An 18872-nucleotide genomic window follows, 5' to 3' on the forward strand; every position below is an offset into this window, starting at 1 on the left:
TAGCCTATACATCCAATTTGCGACAGGTTTTGCCCGCTTATGATAGCGGTAACAATCCTTCGACAACTAAAATCTTACTACTTTTTAAATACTTTTGCAAGTGCTTTATTTAACTTTCTGACCCGACTCCTGCCAACTCACTATCAAATCGACCTGCAGCTTCTTGCCAGTTCACAATGTGCCAGAATGCTTCAACGTATTTCGGCCTACGATTTTGATATTTTAAATAATACGCATGTTCCCAAACGTCCAACCCCAAGATAGGCGTTAACCCATCAGAAATCGGAGAATCTTGATTCGCTGTTGTCATAATTCTTAATTTTCCAGCATCATCCTTCACAAGCCATGTCCAACCTGAACCAAAAACACTTAAGGAAACTTCAGTAAACTGCTTCTTAAATTTTTCAAGACTACCGAATTCACTATCAATTGCATCACGCAAAGATCCTTCTGGCCTAGCATCAAAATGTGGCGAAAGAAGTTTCCAAAAAAGCGAATGATTGGCATGTCCGCCACCACCATTACGTACAGCCTTCTTAATATCCTTAGGTACCTTGTCTATTTGCCCCATCAACTCTTCTATTGGAAGTTCAGACAATTCAGGATGATCTTTCAAAGCTGCATTCAAATTATTAATATAGGTTTGATGATGCATATCATGATGTAATCGCATTGTTTGCTCATCAATATAAGGTTCTAATGCACTATAATCATACGGTAAATTTGGAAGTATATACGCCATGGTATTGATCTCCTTTCGTTTGTAAGGGCTTTATTCTTATTTAATTTTAACCTACTGAAGTATAAAAATCCAAGAAGATGCTTATGCTTTTTATATATTTGGATATTATTTTTATGTGGCTTTTAAAGCATATTATTCAGCATATAACTCTCCTAAATTTTTATCTTAGTATTTTTTTTTACTAAACATGATTCCAGCACTTATACTAGCTAGAATTTTACTTTCATTATACTATCTACATTTGTAGAAAAAACGCAGAAACCATTTCTTTCAAATATAATCTTAAAAGTTAAAAAAGTGCTGTTAACAAATAATTTTCTCCAATTATTTAATTAAGCCAAAATGGCTAAAATGTGCCCTGAGATACCTAAGAGTTAAACTAATTGGGTTCCTTATTAATTGCCATGGATCTCCACTAGCCATTAATTCACCACCAGCTAATCCACCCTTAGGCCCTAAATCAATCATATAGTCGGCATTAGCCATTAAATCGAGATCATGTGTGATAATAATAACTGTGGCACCTTTTTCTTTCAATTTATTAATCACACCAAGCAATGTCTGGACATCATTTGGATGTAGTCCTACAGATGGTTCATCAAAAACAAAGAGCGTTTTATTTTGTTTTTTATTCAGATGATTAACTAATTTTAGGCGTTGCGCCTCACCACCAGACAAACTAGGTGTGCTTTCACCCAAATGCAAATAATCCAAACCAATATCACTGAGTAATCTGAGCTGTTTTTCAATTTTAGGAACATCTTGAAAGACCTCCAAAGCATCTTTAACCGATAAATTAAGTAAGTCAACAATATTATAATCATGCCAATATATTTTTTGAATATCATCCTTATAGCGTGCGCCATGGCAATAAGGACAAACTTCTTCCATATCCGGTAAATATTGAATATCCAACGTAATTGTGCCCACACCTCCACAATGCTCACATGCACCTTGTTTATTATTATATGAAAAATAGGAAAGACCATATTTTTTAGCTTTAGCCACTGGTAAATCAGCAAATATCCGCCTCAAATTATCCATAATTGTTGTGTAAGTTGCTAGACTTGATCGTGAATTTTTACCGACAGGTTTGGCATCAACACTCACAACATCAGTAAAAATAGTTGTGAGTGTTTTAACTTGCTTAGGCAATGGAACTTTGTCATTTAAAGCTTTTATAGCAGGTACTAAGCTGTCTAAGATTAAACTTGTTTTACCAGCACCAGAGAATCCAGTTACAGCCGTTATTTGATTACCCGGAATAGTGACTGAAATATTTTGCAAATTAAAATATTTTGCAACCGATACATGCGTTGTCAAAGCAGTTGCGTGTTTTGTTGTTGCAACTTTGTCATGCATAATGTTGGCTTTGCCTGAAATATACGGGCCAATTAATGATTGTGGTTGATTAATTAAGTCTTGTGGTTTACCGACCGCAATGATATTACCCCCTGTATCACCAGATCCAGGACCAACTTCAATTACCCAATCAGCAGCTTCAATGACAGCAACTTCATGATCGACCACAACGAGTGAGTTTCCTTGAGCAATTAATGCTCTAAAAACATTAATCAACCCCTTAACATTATCTGGATGTAACCCAATAGAGGGCTCGTCCAATACATACAAAACACCAGTTGTCTCAGTTCGTATTGTTTTAGCAAGCTGTAACCGCTGTAATTCTCCAGTTGATAATGTATTACCATTTCGAGATAGTGCCAAGTAATCCAATCCTAATTCTAACAACGGTTGTAATGTGTTTGTTAGACTTTTAAATAGAACTGTGGCCATTGCTTGCATCTCATGGGGTAATCCAACTTTAGTTCGCTTTTCCCAAACCGATAGTTTTCCAAGTGAAAGACTTGAAACCTCGGCAATATTTGAATCACCAACCATTTGAGTTAACAAATCTGGATTTAACCTAGTCCCATGACAATTCGGGCAGACTGAGAAATGGAAAAATTGATTCACTTTGTTAATAGCACGGTCACTTTTAACTGTTTTGAGTGAATCATAAACTGCTTCGTAGGCATTTTCATATAATGTCTTGTCAGTATGGAAAACACGACCTGTTGAGGTACGAAAATCAACTGGATACTGTTTTTTCTCACCATGTAAAACGATATCTTTTTCATGCTCTGTCAGATTTTTATAAGGTACATCAGTGCGAACACCCAGCGTTGCAGCTACAGTTGGCATAAAGTTACGACCTGGCAAATGCCAAGAAGCCACAACGCCTTCTTCAAGGGTTAAATCCTTATTACCAATCAATTTACTCTCATCGAGTTCGCGCACTCTCCCAGTACCATGGCATTCGGGACAAGCACCACCAGAATTGAAGGCAAAATCTTCAGCCGATTTTGCCATGAACTCTACCCCACAGGTTGGACAAGCGATAATACCCATACGACTTCCTGGTCCTCCTGGTAAATCCATTGATTGAGCAATCTTTAAGCTGGGTTGAATTCGGTGCCCATTGGGACATACAGTTGATCCTAAACGTGAAAATATCAGTCTAACGACATTAAATAGTTCACTCATTGAGCCCACCGTTGAACGTTCTGATGGTACATTTGGACGTTGACGCAATGCAATTGCCGATGGAATATGCTTTACTTCTTGTACCTGAGAGCGTTTATTTTGATTAATTCGACGTCTTGTATATGTCGACAAGGCTTCCAGGTATCGGCGGGAACCTTCAGCATATAAAATTCCCATAGCCAAAGAACTCTTGCCTGATCCTGAAGGGCCTGAAATTGCTACAAACTTATTCAATGGAATATTTATATTAATATTTTTTAAATTATGTACATTTCCACCCCGAACTTCAATTTGTTGAACCTTATTATTTTGTTTTGTCATGTATTTACCTTCTTAGTAAAGTAAGCTCTTTTGTTTATAAAAGTTATTTTTCTGCCCTCTTGTCAGCAATTGACACAATACTATTTTTGCTCTAACTGTGAAGATAATCATAGTATTCTTTCACCTTTTCCCTTAACTTTGCTCCTCTAATTCCAATTGTTCTAGAGAGTATAAATGGATTCATATAATTCATCCCAACATAGTCAGCTAGTGCATGATACGGATATAGCAATTCGTCATAGGTATATTTTGTTTCCTTTCCAACTCCATAGCTAGTGGAACCAAAAGTTGCTGCAATTAATAATTCCTTCCCCGCTAATGCATTCCCATGACTCTCATATGCCCAACCATGTTCTAACACTTGATCCTCCCATTTTTTTAGTAATGCTGGTGAACTATACCAGTAAATTGGAAATTGGAAAACTATCCTATCACTTTGATTTAAATGTTTTTGTTCCTCCCTAATATTTATTCTTTCATCTGGATATAATGCGTAGATATCTCGAACAACGATGTCTCCACCGGTGCCTGATTTCAATGCATAATTAACTTTTGAAGATTTAATATCAGGATGAAATAAGAATACTGTTGTTTTTATTTTCTGATTCAACTTATTTTTCACGTATTACACCATACTTTATTCAATCTTTTTGTAAGATAAAACATTGCATCAATATCATTACATTGAAAATACAAAATTATTTATTTGATTAAATTCATCGATTAGTTGCCTTATACATAAAATCATTCTAAACTGTATATTAACGTTACAGTCAATAAAAATAATAACTACTTTTAACCTGGGTTCTTCTTTCCAATACGAATAAATATGTTTCATAAGTCAAAAATTTTTATTATCGATGTTGCTTATGCCAAGCTTTAATTTGCAATAAACGTTCCTTAAAACGCTTTTCATTTCCTTCGGTTGTCGGAAGATAATATTCATGACCAGCTACTGAAAGTGGCATAGTTTTCATAGTGGCTAGTTTATCTTTAGCATAATGTGCTAGTTTATAATCTTTACCATAACCCAAGTCCTTCATTAGCTTGGTTGGTGCATTACGTATTTGCAGAGGAACAGGGTCATTTGCAGTTTCTTTAACATCTTTGGCCGCTGCTAATCTTGCTTTATAAATAGCATTAGATTTAGGTGCTAACGATAAATAAGTTACTGCTTCAACTAGATGCACATCACACTCTGGCATACCAATAAACTGGCAGGCTTGAAATACATTAATGGTGAGATTAAGCGCATTAGTATCGGCTAATCCAATGTCCTCACTAGCAAAACGTACTAATCTCCTAGCAATATAGATAGGGTCCTCTCCCCCCTCTAACATTCGTGATAACCAATAAATTGCTGCGTCAACATCACTATTACGCATCGATTTATGCAAAGCAGAGATAATATTATAATGCTCTTCACCGTTCTTATCATAAAGAACAAATTTTTTATTTATTAACTGGCTAAGATTCTCAATAGTTATTGTGATAACGTTCCCACTTTTTTCGCCATTAAGAACAGCCATTTCTAAAGTATTTAGAGCCCTCCTAGCATCACCATCGGCAAAATTTGCGATAGCCTTGATCTCATCATCACCAATATGAATTATTTGTTTTGCAAAACCATCAGGGTTGCTAAGTGTACGCTTAAGTAATCTAATAATATCGGATTGCTTAAGCGCTTTTAATACAAAAACTTTGCAACGTGATAGTAATGCTGAATTAATTTCAAATGATGGATTTTCAGTTGTAGCTCCAATTAAGATAATACTTCCACGTTCTACGTATGGCAAAAAAGCATCTTGCTGTGCTTTGTTAAAGCGGTGGATTTCATCGACAAAAACAATAGTTTTTTGCCCAATTTCACGATCAGTTTCTGCTTGCTTCATGATTTTTTTGATCTTACTAATGCTACTATCCACCGCACTAAAGCTTAAAAAGGTTGATTGTGTTTGCTTGGCAATTATTTCAGCCAGTGTTGTCTTTCCAACTCCAGGTGGCCCCCAAAAAATCATTGAGGAAACTTGATCACTCTCAATAATTTCCCGTAAAATCTTGCCAGTACCTAGTAAATGTTGTTGCCCAACAAATTGATCTAAACTTTCTGGACGAACACGGTTAGCTAAAGGTGTATTTTCCGGTTGACTAGAAAATAGTGATTCCTGTTTCATAGGTCTACACCGCCTTTCTTTTAATAATGCACCAATTGCGTGCTATAATTCATTGTGTCCTATAACGTTACGTTACAGTCAACAGGAGGAACACTTTATGTTAAAGATAAGTGAAATGGCTAAACTAGCCAACACAACTCGCCGTACATTAATATTTTACGATCAAGAAAATATCTTTAAACCCATAGATAGATCTCCAGCAGGTTATCGCTACTATGATTATAGCCAATTATATGATTTGATGTTCATATTAGGGTTGCGCGGTTTAGATATCCCCTTGGATGAGATAAGAAAAATAGGAACTAAGTCTCAGGATGTTCCTAATGAACAATTGATAAGCACTCAAAATCAAATTGATAATAAAATCAATGAGCTAGTTAAAATTCGAGAAATCATCAATAAAAAAATTGGTAATCAATCTGTTGTTGACAAAGATATGCTTTATCAACCTTCAATTCAGCGGAGGCAAAAAAAGATTTTTTGGTGTTCACAGAGATCTGTTAGCTGCACCGAGGAAGAAGTTGCACAATTATTTGCTGCATTTTATAAACAGCTTGATTCATTAGCTGTTATGGATACAACTAAATCCGGCTTTTTAACCAACTTGACAGTCGATAAACCAAATGGTTACGCTGAAGCCTCCTTTCGCGTAATTAAAGAGGTTATTAACGGTGAACATAAGGTTCCTGTTCCGACAATTGAAAAAAATGCGGGTAGGTATGTTTGCACACTCGTTGAGAACAATGTGGTTGGTATTGATCAAGGTTTAACTGAGTTGAAAATTTTTTGCAAAAAAAATAAAATAGTGACCGAAGATTACCTTTGGCAAATTAATGCAGGTAATAATCTTATTGAGACAGGATCTTCTAAATATGGTTGGCTTGAATTTGCAGTTCTCAATAAACAAGACTGAATAATTCTGCACTTACAATCATTATTGTAAAACCAATACAGAAAGCTATACCATAAGTCGGGAAAATTTGAGTATTAACTCGAAATTACGAACATAGCGAGTACTTTGCTATGAGTAATTCGAAGTTAGACGGAGAGTTTTGACTTATGAAACACGTTTATACGGAATAAATAGAGGAACTGAATCAAAATTTAACTTTTGACCCCTCTCTTAAACACAAATCATCAATTAAAAATAAAAGGGAGTAAAATTATGAGTTTAGAAAGTGAGATTTTCACTAATTTAAAACCAGATTATCGAAAACTAATTATGTTTGGTTTTAAAAAAACAACCAATAGTTTAGTTTTCATCCAAACAATTCCAGATACTGATCTTGTAATAAAAGTAGAAATTAAGGATAACCAACGATTAGTAGGACAAGTTATTGATACAAATTTTAATGAAGAGTATATAAATTTTCGTTCCTCAAATTTAATAGGAAGTTTTGCAGCTAGTATTAAGGATAAATATCAAACATTGCTACACAAAATTGCAGATGACTGTTTTATCTTTGATTTGGTAGTTACTGGTCAAGAATGGATAGTCCCAGCCAATCCTAGATACTTCGATATTGATCAGGCATTTAAATTAAACCAAACAATTAGTTGGAAACAATCTACTCATATCAGAATTGGTGATATTGTTTATTTGTATGTAGCAGCACCTGTATCAGCTCTAAAATACAAATGTTTAGTAACAGCTATTAATCAACCTTATTATTATCAGGATCAAAACCTAAAAATAGATCATGTTATGCAACTACGTCGTATTGAAAGTTTGAATACCAGAAAATATAGTTTTAACAATCTAAAGAAGTATGGTATTAAAGCAATTCGTGGTCCAAGACGTGCTACAAAAGCTTTGACCAATGAATTAGCCCAAAACAGTAAACCCGTTAACTAGTAATTAAAATCGTGTAACCTAGACACTTTTTTACCATCTAAATAGTTTTTCCTGCGTTGAATATTGGAACTCCAGTGACATCCATATTTTTTTAATATCATGAATTTCAATTTAATCCGAGCACTCAGAATATATTCCTCTTTGAGTAGTTGCTTTAATTGCTTCGATATCTTCTATACAGCTCGATTAGTTTAGAACCATATATTAAACACATGAAAAATTCTTTGTAATTAAAATTAATATGGTCTTACCTGCAATGATGTGCTTAAATGTAATTAATCACTTTAGGAGGATCAGTTCATGAAAAAAGCTCGTTTTAAAGTTAGAGATGTATTGAAAGAATTACTCAATAGTGGCCTTAAAGATATATCAACGGAAGAAATCGCTAAAGCTGCAGAACTTACACGTGGAGTGACTAGTTCATACTTATCTCAATTACGTAAAGATGGCTTGGTTATTAAATACGGTACTAAACCTGTTTATTGGAAAATAAAAGAGAATACAGATGTTTTCTCTAGATTTATAGGTTCGTCTGGTAGTTTAAAAAAAGTTATTGAATCAGCGAAGTCATCAGTTGTGTACCCACCTAATGGTTTTCCTTTAATTATTACAGGTCCTTCGGGTACAGGAAAAAGCTATCTTGCATCTCTCCTATATAAATATGCACATCAGCAGCATGTTATTACCGAATCAGCAAAATTTGTTGTTCTAAACTGCGCTGACTATGCTAATAATCCAGAACTTCTTTCCTCAGTCTTATTTGGCTATAAAAGAGGTGCTTTTACAGGAGCTGATAAGGATACCACTGGATTGGTTAAACAAGCAGATGGCGGTTATCTTTTCTTAGACGAGATTCATCGCTTGCCAATAGAAAGTCAAGAAAAATTATTTACACTGCTTGATACAGGCTACTATTATCCACTTGGAGAAAATAAAGATGCGCTAAAAGTTAATATCCGCTTCATTTTTGCAACGACAGAGCAACTAGACAATTACCTCTTACAAACATTTAGGCGGCGTGTCCCTTTAAATCTTGAATTGCCGTCCTTTTCGAAAAGGCCATTATTTGAGAGATATCAAATCATACTTCACTTTTTTTATCAGGAAGCGATTTCCATTCAACGAGACTTGAAAATTGCGTACAGCGTTCTTAAATCATTAGTTGCAATTTCGTCGGGCGGAAATATTGGCACCATCCAAAATAAAGTAAAATTGATGTGCGCAGATGCATACAGGAATGATACTAGTAGCGGACGTTATATAATGATTGACGATAAACAAACCTTTTTAGAAGACTATATTTATCTTGAGTATCAGAAAATCGAGAATTTTGAACCGCTAATGTCTCTAGATGACAAGCAATCGGTTTTAAACCTTATCAATATTTTGAAAAAAAATGAACATCAAAAAGCACCTATTTCGGATAGTGTTTTAGAAATTCAAAGTTTTTTACATGATACTAGACAACTGGTTCTTAATATCGATTTGGATGAAAAGATTACCAACATAATGACAAGCAAAGTAAAAAAAATAATTGTGTTCTTAAGACATCGTTATGGGCAGACAATTGATATTACAGATAATGATATAAAGAATTTAATATACTTTTTAGATATACTATTATATTTTTCTGAACAGCTTAATTTAAAAGATAGTGAAGTTTTGCTGCAATCTATCAAAAAAAGATATCCGCGAACAACATATCTGGCAATGCTTGCTGCACAGAAATTGGATTTTAAGGAATTATCACAAAGTCTAGTCGTTTTAGCGCTTGTTTTCTTAATTTTTGCACCTAAGGTAAGTGCGATTGAAAAAATAGATATGCTTGCGATTATAGTATCACATGGAGAAACAATGGCAGCCAGTATTCAAAGTGTTGTTAATAATTTATGTTGTAATTACATTTTTGAGAGTTTTGATATGCCAATTGAAACTTCAATGATGGATATCAGCAAAGAAATAGGGAATTTTATCAGCCAACAATCTCAAGCATACAAGGGGACCATTTTGATGTTCGATATGGGATCTTTGAGTCAAATGTACAAGGAGATAAAGCCCCTTCTTTCCTCAGATTTGTTAGTTATTAATAATGTGACAACTGCAACCGCATTAGATATTGGGCTTCAGATACAGCAAAATAGCCAATTCAAAGAAATTGCTGAAAAAGCAGAAGCATATCGAGATGTTATCAGTACTCAATATTATGAAGGAATATCGCAAAAACAAAATATAATTATCTCGTGTATGTCAGGAGAGGGACTTTCCAAAGAAATTAAAAAAATTATAAAGAAGGTTTCTCAAACGGATACCGATATTATAACGATGGATTATAAAGACTTGAAAAATTCTTTGGATAATCATGATCATGAATACTTTCGAAATACAAAGATAATTCTCACTACTACTGATATTCCACAATATACATTAACTCCAATTATCAACATCTACGACATTATGGATAAACCGGGCACTAAAAAACTTGGAGAGTTACTAAAAGAACTTGGCGAAAGCGATCAAAGTATAAACGCCTTGATTGAAGAACTGTTGAAATTCTTCACAATTGAAGGAATCGGGGATCGATTAGAGTTTTTAAATCCAGAAGTTGTGATAAAGGAAGTTCAAAAAATTACTAGTAAATATGAAAAATACTATCATTTAAGCTTAAGTGGGAAAATAAAGCTGAATTTGTATATGCATATTTCTTTAATGTTGGAAAGAACATTGGTTTCAAGTAATTCTAATAACAAAGGTCACACTATCCGTGAACAGATGTCAGAAACACAATTAGAGTTTTATTCAGTTTCAAAGAATATTTTTCATGATGTTGAAACAAAATACAATATTACAGTAAATGATTATGAAATATCGTTAATGTATGAGTTATTACGACCACTTGTGGTTGACTAATGTGTTTAAGTAAGTGCTTAAAAAAGAGCATTTACTTTTTTTTTATTCTTAGAACACCTAGAGTGTAGCCTTTTGCAAAAGTTGGCACGGAAATTGCTAAGTATTAAGTGTGAGAAGGAAGAATAGAAAGGAATGGTTTTTATGAACAAGTATTTGATTGCAACACATGGCGAATTGGCAAAGGGAATTCAAAGTACGATTGAACTTTTTGCTGGTCAAGGACAACCCATCAGTTATGTTTCTGCATATACAGATGAAACAAAAGAATTGGGTGATGAATTATATAATTTTTTCGATAAACTAAACATTGAAGATAGCGCAGTGATTTTTACTGACTTATATGGTGGCAGTGTCAATCAAAAGGTCAGTGTTATGGCTAGTGAACACAAAAATATCTTTATTATTGCCGGATTTAATTTGCCTGTTATTTTAGAAACAGTACTTTCACAAGAAAAAATTACACAAAGTTTTATTGAAAGTGTAATTAAAAAAGGAAAAGACAACTTAAAACTGGTGCAGTTACAATCAGATTTTAGTGAAAATGACCAAGACTTTTTCGACTAGGTAAGCAAACAGAAAAAAACTAAAGGAGAGATTAATATGATTCAAGCTTTACGAGTAGATGAGAGACTTATTCATGGACAAATTGCGATGGTCTGGTCAAGAGCACTTGACTTAGATGGTATTGTGGTCGCTAATGACGAAACTGCTGGAAATGAGACGCAAAAAATGGCCCTTGAGATGGCTGTTCCTACAGGAATTAAGGTTATTATCAAAACAGTGGATGGAGCAATTAACTTACTGAATGATCCCCGGGCCCAAAAAATGAAATTACTGGTTTTGGTTAGAACAATTGCGGATGCAAAAACATTAGCTGAAAATATAGCGGATATTAATTATGTCAATATTGGGAATGTTGGTAAATCAGTGCACGGAGATAAAAAAACATTGACTCAATTTGTGATGCTAACAGATCAAGAAATAGAAAGTCTTAAGGAATTAGTAGAAATTTATCCAAATGCTGCACTTCAAAATTTACCAGATGATAAAAAGGAATTAGCAAGTAATGTTTTGAAAAAATTGAATTTGTAAGGAGGAAGCAAATATGTTGTATCAAGCTATAGTGGTTGCTTTGATAGTATGGTTAACAGTTGGTGGTCAAGAATTGTTAGGTTTCACCCAGTTAGGTAGACCAATTGTGATTGGCCCTCTTGTTGGCTTAGCATTGGGCGACTTACAGACAGGTTTATTATTGGGTGCAGCACTTGAAACAATTTTTATGGGTGTTGTTAACATTGGAGGTGCAAGTTCAGCCGAGCCAGGGTTAGCAAGCGCCCTAGCAGTGGCTTTTGCAATTAATCTTCACGGAGGATTAGGTGTTGCCTTGCCTATCGCAATTCCAATTGGAATTATAGGATTACAGATTAAGACGTTAATTTATGTGCTATTTGTTGGTCCTTTTGCCAGCAGATTTGATACATTGGCTAAGCAAGGTAACCAAAAACAAATAGTTGTACTCCATTATGGACTATGGGCATCACAGTGGTTTATCTATTCTTTAATTCCATTTTTCGCTATTCTTTTTGGGTCAACGGCCACACAGGAAATTTTAAATATGATTCCGAAAACAATTGTCAACGGCCTTACGGTTGCCGGAAATCTTTTGCCTGCTGTCGGGATGGCTATGCTAATGAAAATTTTATGGCAGAATAACATTTCAGTATATTACTTCTTAGGTTTTCTAATAGTTGCATACTTCAATGTTCCATTGATAGCAGTAGCCGTTATGGCAATTGTAATTGGAGTTGTAACTGGGCAGCGTGATTTTGAGATGCATAAAATGAATAAAAAAATATCCGAGCAAAAAACATTAGCCGCAAATGTCCGCAGTACAAGTGTAGCTGGTGAAGCAACCAATGTAGAAGATGATGACTTTTTTGAGTAATGGAGGGAAAAAAGATGGCAAATACTACTTTAAATAAAGATGAGCAAAAATTATTACGTCAAATGTACTGGCGTTCCTTTATGTTGTATTCATCTGTAACACCAGCAAAACAAGGTGCTTCAGGTTTTGAATATGCAATGCTTCCGTTTATTAATCATTTTTATAAAGATCCAGAAAATAAAAAAGAAGCTATGGTGCGGCAAATGTCGTATTTCAACACTAATTTGGCTATGAGTCCGTTTATCATGGGAATTACTGCATCAATGGAAAAAGAAAATGCAACCAAGAAAGATTTTAATGCTGATTCTATTAACGCAATAAAAACTAGTTTGATGGGTCCATTAGCTGGAATTGGTGATTCAGTATTCTGGGGTGTATTAAAAGCAATTGCTGCTGGTGTTGCTATTGGTTTGGCAAAATCAGGTAATTTTCTTGCACCAATTATTTTCTTGCTGATTTTTAATATACCAGTACAGGCTGTTCGTTGGTATGGTGGGAAGCTGGGTTACACACTGGGCTCAACATATATTTCAAAGCTTTATGAAAATGGACTTATTAATATTTTGACTAAAGCTGCAAGTATTGTAGGACTAATCATGGTTGGAGCCATGACGGATAAAATGGTACTGTTTAGCGTAAAATGGAATATGATGATGGCTGGAAAGACGGTTTTAAAGACACAAGTGATGTTGGACCAGATTTTCAAAGGTGTAATTCCGTTGGTGATTACTCTATTATGTTTTTACTTATTAAAGAAGAAGAATGTTTCAATTAACTATTTGATTTTCGGAATAATAATTTTAGGAATAGTTGTATCATTGCTAGGAATTGCTTAGGAGGTGCATAATAATTGAGAAAAGATTGGTGGAAAAACGCAATTATTTACCAAGTTTATCCCAAGAGCTTTCTAGACACTAATGGCGATGGGATAGGTGACATTAAAGGAATTGAAGAAAAATTAGATTATCTTGTAGAATTAGGTGTTGATGGGATTTGGATTAGTCCAGTTTACTTATCTCCACAAGTTGATAATGGTTATGATATTACAGATTATCGTAAGATCGATCCAATGTTTGGCGAAAATCAAGATATCTATCACTTAATTAATAAAGCACATAAGCATGGAATAAAAATTATTATGGACATGGTTGCTAATCATACCTCAGAACAAAGTATCTGGTTCAAAGAAAGCCGGAAATCTAAGGACAACTTTTTTAGTGATTTTTATATCTGGCACGATGCTAAAGACGATGGCAGTGAGCCTAATAACTGGGGGTCGAACTTTGGCGGCTCTGCGTGGGAATGGGATCAAAGTCGCAAGCAATACTATCTACACTACTATGCAAAGCAACAACCTGACTTGAATTGGGAAAACCCACGAGTGCGGCAGTATATTTATGATATGATGCGTTTTTGGAAAGCAAAAGGTGTTGATGGCTGGCGGATGGATGTAGTAACATCTATTTCTAAAGATCAGAACTTCCCAAACAATCCTAATCCACATAAAAAACCGTTTGTCGTTGGAAACCAAAATAATGGTCCACGAATGCACGAATTTATCCATGAAATGAATCAAGAAGTTCTGAAGCCATTTTCAATAATGAGTGTGGGTGAATCACCTGATTCAACTAGTGAGGATGCACAATTACTAGTTGATCCCGATCGTGAAGAATTGGATATGATTTTTACTTTTGAACATATGCATGTTGATCGTGCAAAAAACGGGATGAATGGTCGGTGGGATCTTCAACAAATGGATTTGGTAAAGCTAAAAAGGATCTTGTCTTCTTGGCAGCTGAATTTGAGAAATCATGGATGGAATGCACTGTACTTTGAAAATCATGATCGGGCGCGAACTACTTCACGTTGGGGAAATGACAAGCAATATCGTTATGAAAGTGCTACAGCTTTCGCAACAATACTACATGGACTTCAAGGCACACCATTTGTTTATCAGGGTGAAGAAATAGGCATGACAAATTCTAATTTTGGAATTGAAGACTATGAAGACATTGAACTTACAGATAATTATCGTGAACTTGTTTTGGAACAAAAGACAATCTCAAAGGCCGACTTTCTCAAAGCAGCCCATAAAATAAGTCGTGATCATGCACGCACACCTATGCAGTGGAGTAATGCTAAGAATGCAGGCTTTACCAATGGGACACCTTGGTTTAAGGTTAATCCCGATTATGAAGAAGTTAATGTAGCAGATGACCAAACAAAAGAAAATTCTGTATTTAAATACTATCAAGCTTTGATCAAAATTCGCCATGAAGATGATATTTTAACAGAAGGTGCTTACGAATTGCTTTATCCAGAGGATTCAAATGTCTTTGCATACAAACGAACATTAGCTGAAAAGTCTTGGCTGATTATTGCTAATCTTAGTGATAAGCAGTTAAAAATACATGATTACTTACCACAAGAAACAGAGAAAGACTCTCAGATAATTCTCGCTAATTATCTAGATCGAACTAATGCAGCAGGTATTTTAAGACCATGGGAAAGTATGATTTTAGAGCTTCCCTAATATCATAACATTACAAATTTTAAAATTTTTTCAATAAAAACAAAAGTGTGACATAAGTCAAGATTATTCCTAATAAATAGCGGAGATGAGTCAAAATTAACTTTTGACCTACCTCCGCTATTTATTACTTCTTGTTATTAGTTTTACGTTAACTAGCAATGGTGTATAGAAAAGAGAAACTGTGGCATAATTTCGCAAAATATTGAATCTATTAAATCATCATCCTAAAACTGTTTTAGTATTAGCAAATTCTCTGATTCCTAGGTTGCTTAGCTCGCGACCATAACCAGACTTTTTAATGCCACCAAATGGTAATTCTGGCAATGAAGATAAGGGTTGATTAACAGCAATTTGGCCCGTTTCGATTTTTGAAGCTAATTTACGAGCATTATTTAGATCTTCAGAATAAATCGCACCACCCAGACCATAATTCGAATGGTTTGCCAGCTCAACGATTTGCTTTTCATCGTCAACTCTGTAAAGTTGAGCAACTGGTCCAAATAACTCGTGATCATACATTGGATTGTCATATGTCATTCCGCTAATAATCAAAGGATTAAAGAATGCCCCTGGACCCTCAACTGGCGTTGGGTCACCCCACAAAACTTTAGCGCCACCAGCTAAAACTGCCTTGACCTGTTCTTGCAGATGCTGCTGAGCACTTTTTGAAGATAATGGAGCAAACGTTGTTTTTTCATTCAAAGGATCACCAAGCTGATACTTGGCAAATTCCTTCTTGATAGCTGTTAAAAATTCATCGTAGATTCCACTTTGGACTAGGTAACGTTTAGCTGATGTACAAGCCTGCCCAGAATTACGTAAACGTCCACTGACAGCACCAGCGACAGCCTTTTTCAAATCAGCATCATTTAAAACAATGCACACATCTGTGCCACCGAGTTCCATTGTTGATTTTTTCAAATTATGCCCAGCTTCAGCCGCTATCAACTTGCCCGCTTTTCCCGAACCAGTCAAAGCCACACCTTGGACCCGTGGATCACTGATCATCTGATTGACCTGATCATAAGTCACAAATAAATTTTTAAAAGCCCCTGTTGGCAGGCCCGCAGCTTGGCAAGCCTCATCAAATGCCTGGGCACATTCTGGAACAATACTAGCATGCTTAAGAATTACTGGATTGCCAAGAATAAAATTGGGTGCAAAGACACGCATAACTTGAGTATATGGAAAATTCCAAGGCTCAACGGCAACAATCGCACCAATCGAACTGAATTCAAGATGGGCTTTGCGACCGCCAGCCATGGCAGTATAATCTTGATCTTCCAAAGCTGCTGCACCCTTATCAACATAATAGCGCGCAAAGGCAACTGTCTTTTTTACTTCCCCCCGGGCTTCGCTAATCAATTTACCCATGTTAGTGGTTAAAAATTTAGCATAATAATCAGTTCTTTTAGTAAATTCATCGGCTAAAGCAGATAATTGCTCTGCTCGTTGTTCAATTGACTGCCCCTTAGCTTGTTGATAAAAGTTATTTGCATTTGTTAAAGTTTGTTCAACTTCTGCATCTGTTGCTGCAGGAAATTCTTTGATCAGTTTCCCATTATATGGGCTAACTACACGATATGACATTAAAAATCTTCCCCTTTCTCCTTTAGAGATAATACATCATTATTATAGTAAACAATTGCTAATAAAATCAATCCCCCTTGAGAGTTATCTCAAAGCATATTTGTTTGAAACAATTTTTATGAAATTTATGTTCTTCATTTATATTTATAAGCAATAAGTGCTTATAATTTTATCGAAAGTTCACGAATAATATGTGCCATTTAACTTCCTTTCATCCCACCTGATTGTCTTCTATAATAGCTATTAAATTAAACTACAGAACCGTTAGTCATAAGGTAAAACTGATTTCACTCTCAATTATGGTAAAATTAATGTATGCTTCATTGCCAATATTAAAATAACTATCTTTTATTTAAAATAATGCTACTAAACAAATTATTTTTTAAGAAACAATTTACAAAAAGGAGTAAGTAAAATGTCACTAAGTCCTCAACAAATTATCAATACAATCAACGAATTACAAGAAAATTTTAATCGCAGTGGGTTAACAAAACAACAAATCTCTACCGATCTAAATATTAGCTCCACTAAGTTAGAACATTTATTGACGCTAACTCAAAATTCAATAAGCGATCCGTGGATCTTGCGTAACTACCTAATTGAAAAAGTTAGAGAGAATGGACGGGAACCAATACCATTTACTTCACTTGTTGGTGATTACCATAGATATTGGTTTTTAAACAGTCATGCTATTGATTCTCGTGAAATAACGCCTGGTGATAATTAACAAAAGAGTAGGGGGTGGGTCAAAAGTTAAATTTTGATTCAGTACTCAAATTTTCCCGACTTATGGCACACTCCCACAATACCCTATATTTATTCTACATCCGAAAGATATCTATTCCTTGTGTGTTCCCAATATTTCTTATCCTCAACTGTTATTTTTCGAAGTACATGACACGGGTTCCCAACCGCAATGACATTATTTGGAATGTTTTTTGTAACGATACTTCCTGATCCAATAATCACATTATTTCCAATGCTAACACCTGGATTTATAATGGCATTACCGCCTATCCAAACATTATTGCCAATTGAAATTGATTTTCCATATTCAAAGCCTTGGTTTCTGATTACTGAGTCAACGGGGTGCCCCGCAGTATACAAGCCAACTCTTGGACCCAAAAGAACATTATCTCCAATCTTGATGGGAGCAATATCTAGAAAGATACAATCATAATTAGCATAAAAATTTTCTCCAATTGACATATTGAAACCATAGTCTACCCGAAATGGGGGCTCAATATAGTAATTTTTCCCTGTATTCTTAAAAAGTTCTTTGATTAATTGTAAACGATACTTTTTATGCTCTTCATCGGCTGAATTGAACTTTCTAATAAGAACTTTGGCCTTTTTTCTAGCTTTTTTTAGCTCATCATCATCTGCTAAATATAATTCTTGGTTAATCATACGCTCTTTTTGAATTCCCATAATCAATTCCTCGCAATCTTAAATTAAAACTGACCTTTAAAATTAGTTTTGTCTTGATCTGTTATCTTTCTTAGCACCTTGCAAGGATTACCAACAGCAATTACATTATTAGGTATATTATGGGTAACGACACTGCCAGCACCAATGATAGTATCATTGCCAATTGTAACACCGGGAAGAACAGTTACATTAGCTGCCAACCAGCAACGATTTCCTATCGTGATAGGCCTAGCAATACAGCCACCCGCTTCACGTTCTTGAGCATTAAATAAATGATTGGCAGTATAAAGACCTACTTTCGGTCCAAAAAGAACCCGATCACCTATTGTAACTTTTGCTCCATCTAAAATGGTGCAATCATAATTGGCATAAAAGTACTCACCTATGTGAATATTACATCCAAATTCACAACGAAAATTAGGACTAACTACTGGAGATGTTTTTGCACTGCCAAATAATTTGTAAATTAAAGACTCCTTTTTTTGAGGATCTCCTTCATGATTAATTTTATTAGTCATGTACTGTGATTGTTCTCGAGCCTTTATTAGCAATGGATCTAGATCATTATATGGTCTTCCAGTAGCCATATAAGCAAACTTTTCTTTTAAATTCATTTTGTACTTCTCCCTCCAAAGATTGTATAGAATTTCCAATCATTAATACAAAATATTTTCTACAAAAACGTGTAAACATATTCATTATAATCAAGAAATTATTATTATTAAAGACTATTGGTTCGAAAACACATGGTTCACTAAATATATACTCTATAATACAATTTCTTTTATTAGATCTAAAGCCACATAAAATATCAAAAAACTAATTTCTTC

At 34.8% G+C, this 18872-nt stretch carries 16 protein-coding genes; 9 read left to right on the forward strand and 7 right to left on the reverse strand.

All coding sequences use genetic code 11. From position 1 onward, the window contains the following. Positions 1-109: 109 nt before the first annotated feature. The 4 genes from ABF682_RS06120 to ABF682_RS06135 all read right to left on the reverse strand — a co-directional run bounded on the left by ABF682_RS06120 (position 110) and on the right by ABF682_RS06135 (position 5781). Positions 110-742, reverse strand: coding sequence for a superoxide dismutase (locus ABF682_RS06120; RefSeq protein WP_415619282.1), 633 nt, complete (start codon positions 740-742; stop codon positions 110-112). Positions 743-1066: 324 nt separating this feature from the next. Next, positions 1067-3607 (reverse strand): ATP-binding cassette domain-containing protein, encoded by a 2541-nt coding sequence (locus ABF682_RS06125; RefSeq protein WP_415619283.1) that lies wholly within the window; start codon positions 3605-3607, stop codon positions 1067-1069. Between the two features lie 91 nt (positions 3608-3698). Beyond that, a complete protein-coding gene (locus ABF682_RS06130) occupies positions 3699-4229 on the reverse strand; it encodes an NAD(P)H-dependent oxidoreductase (RefSeq protein ID WP_415619284.1) in 531 nt (176 codons plus the stop codon). 232 nt (positions 4230-4461) lie between these two features. After that, entirely contained in the window at positions 4462-5781 is a 1320-nt protein-coding gene (locus ABF682_RS06135) for a replication-associated recombination protein A (protein ID WP_415619285.1), read from the reverse strand. 97 nt (positions 5782-5878) lie between these two features. Here ABF682_RS06135 and ABF682_RS06140 point away from each other — a divergent pair, with 97 nt between their 5' ends. From ABF682_RS06140 to ABF682_RS06175, 8 genes are all read left to right on the forward strand, one after another. Then, entirely contained in the window at positions 5879-6694 is an 816-nt protein-coding gene (locus tag ABF682_RS06140) for a MerR family transcriptional regulator (RefSeq protein WP_289979173.1), read from the forward strand. A 252-nt stretch (positions 6695-6946) separates the two neighbouring features. Further along, the gene (locus tag ABF682_RS06145) at positions 6947-7636 is read left to right on the forward strand and encodes an MmcQ protein (RefSeq protein WP_289979175.1); all 690 of its coding nucleotides are present in this window, start codon (positions 6947-6949) and stop codon (positions 7634-7636) included. 300 nt (positions 7637-7936) lie between these two features. Further along, positions 7937-10543: a sigma 54-interacting transcriptional regulator gene (locus tag ABF682_RS06150; protein ID WP_415619286.1), complete on the forward strand. Its 2607-nt coding sequence runs from the start codon at positions 7937-7939 to the stop codon at positions 10541-10543. A 141-nt stretch (positions 10544-10684) separates the two neighbouring features. Further along, on the forward strand, positions 10685-11107 hold the full coding sequence (locus ABF682_RS06155; RefSeq protein WP_415619287.1) for a PTS sugar transporter subunit IIA: 423 nt from the start codon (positions 10685-10687) through the stop codon (positions 11105-11107). A gap of 36 nt (positions 11108-11143) precedes the next feature. Then, positions 11144-11635, forward strand: a complete 492-nt coding sequence (locus tag ABF682_RS06160; RefSeq protein WP_289979183.1) for a PTS sugar transporter subunit IIB — start codon at positions 11144-11146, stop codon at positions 11633-11635. Positions 11636-11648: 13 nt separating this feature from the next. After that, on the forward strand, positions 11649-12488 hold the full coding sequence (locus tag ABF682_RS06165; RefSeq protein ID WP_289979186.1) for a PTS mannose/fructose/sorbose/N-acetylgalactosamine transporter subunit IIC: 840 nt from the start codon (positions 11649-11651) through the stop codon (positions 12486-12488). Positions 12489-12502: 14 nt separating this feature from the next. Further along, entirely contained in the window at positions 12503-13324 is an 822-nt protein-coding gene (locus ABF682_RS06170) for a PTS system mannose/fructose/sorbose family transporter subunit IID (RefSeq protein WP_289979187.1), read from the forward strand. Between the two features lie 14 nt (positions 13325-13338). After that, positions 13339-15021 carry a glycoside hydrolase family 13 protein gene (locus tag ABF682_RS06175; protein ID WP_415619288.1) on the forward strand — a complete coding sequence of 561 codons (1683 nt, stop codon included), beginning with the start codon at positions 13339-13341 and terminating at the stop codon, positions 15019-15021. 219 nt (positions 15022-15240) lie between these two features. Here ABF682_RS06175 and ABF682_RS06180 read toward each other — a convergent pair whose 3' ends face one another. Continuing rightward, the gene (locus ABF682_RS06180) at positions 15241-16611 is read right to left on the reverse strand and encodes an NAD-dependent succinate-semialdehyde dehydrogenase (protein WP_415619289.1); all 1371 of its coding nucleotides are present in this window, start codon (positions 16609-16611) and stop codon (positions 15241-15243) included. 415 nt (positions 16612-17026) lie between these two features. Here ABF682_RS06180 and ABF682_RS06185 point away from each other — a divergent pair, with 415 nt between their 5' ends. Next, on the forward strand, positions 17027-17338 hold the full coding sequence (locus ABF682_RS06185) for a DUF2316 family protein (RefSeq protein ID WP_415619290.1): 312 nt from the start codon (positions 17027-17029) through the stop codon (positions 17336-17338). Between the two features lie 89 nt (positions 17339-17427). Here ABF682_RS06185 and ABF682_RS06190 read toward each other — a convergent pair whose 3' ends face one another. Beyond that, entirely contained in the window at positions 17428-18042 is a 615-nt protein-coding gene (locus ABF682_RS06190) for a sugar O-acetyltransferase (protein ID WP_415619291.1), read from the reverse strand. Between the two features lie 23 nt (positions 18043-18065). Further along, the gene (locus tag ABF682_RS06195; protein ID WP_415619292.1) at positions 18066-18656 is read right to left on the reverse strand and encodes a sugar O-acetyltransferase; all 591 of its coding nucleotides are present in this window, start codon (positions 18654-18656) and stop codon (positions 18066-18068) included. Positions 18657-18872 lie beyond the last annotated feature (216 nt).

This window comes from Liquorilactobacillus sp. (assembly GCF_047719775.1).
GTDB lineage: Bacteria > Bacillota > Bacilli > Lactobacillales > Lactobacillaceae > Liquorilactobacillus.

What these genes read in the sequence shown, in the direction of transcription:
- ABF682_RS06120 (WP_415619282.1), bottom strand. Translation starts at nt 742, where the DNA reads ATGGCGTATATACTTCCAAATTTACCGTATGATTATAGTGCATTAGAA.
- ABF682_RS06125 (WP_415619283.1), bottom strand. Translation starts at nt 3,607, where the DNA reads ATGACAAAACAAAATAATAAGGTTCAACAAATTGAAGTTCGGGGTGGA.
- ABF682_RS06135 (WP_415619285.1), bottom strand. Translation starts at nt 5,781, where the DNA reads ATGAAACAGGAATCACTATTTTCTAGTCAACCGGAAAATACACCTTTA.
- ABF682_RS06140 (WP_289979173.1), top strand. Translation starts at nt 5,879, where the DNA reads ATGTTAAAGATAAGTGAAATGGCTAAACTAGCCAACACAACTCGCCGT.
- ABF682_RS06145 (WP_289979175.1), top strand. Translation starts at nt 6,947, where the DNA reads ATGAGTTTAGAAAGTGAGATTTTCACTAATTTAAAACCAGATTATCGA.
- ABF682_RS06150 (WP_415619286.1), top strand. Translation starts at nt 7,937, where the DNA reads ATGAAAAAAGCTCGTTTTAAAGTTAGAGATGTATTGAAAGAATTACTC.
- ABF682_RS06155 (WP_415619287.1), top strand. Translation starts at nt 10,685, where the DNA reads ATGAACAAGTATTTGATTGCAACACATGGCGAATTGGCAAAGGGAATT.
- ABF682_RS06160 (WP_289979183.1), top strand. Translation starts at nt 11,144, where the DNA reads ATGATTCAAGCTTTACGAGTAGATGAGAGACTTATTCATGGACAAATT.
- ABF682_RS06165 (WP_289979186.1), top strand. Translation starts at nt 11,649, where the DNA reads ATGTTGTATCAAGCTATAGTGGTTGCTTTGATAGTATGGTTAACAGTT.
- ABF682_RS06170 (WP_289979187.1), top strand. Translation starts at nt 12,503, where the DNA reads ATGGCAAATACTACTTTAAATAAAGATGAGCAAAAATTATTACGTCAA.
- ABF682_RS06180 (WP_415619289.1), bottom strand. Translation starts at nt 16,611, where the DNA reads ATGTCATATCGTGTAGTTAGCCCATATAATGGGAAACTGATCAAAGAA.
- ABF682_RS06185 (WP_415619290.1), top strand. Translation starts at nt 17,027, where the DNA reads ATGTCACTAAGTCCTCAACAAATTATCAATACAATCAACGAATTACAA.
- ABF682_RS06190 (WP_415619291.1), bottom strand. Translation starts at nt 18,042, where the DNA reads ATGGGAATTCAAAAAGAGCGTATGATTAACCAAGAATTATATTTAGCA.
- ABF682_RS06195 (WP_415619292.1), bottom strand. Translation starts at nt 18,656, where the DNA reads ATGAATTTAAAAGAAAAGTTTGCTTATATGGCTACTGGAAGACCATAT.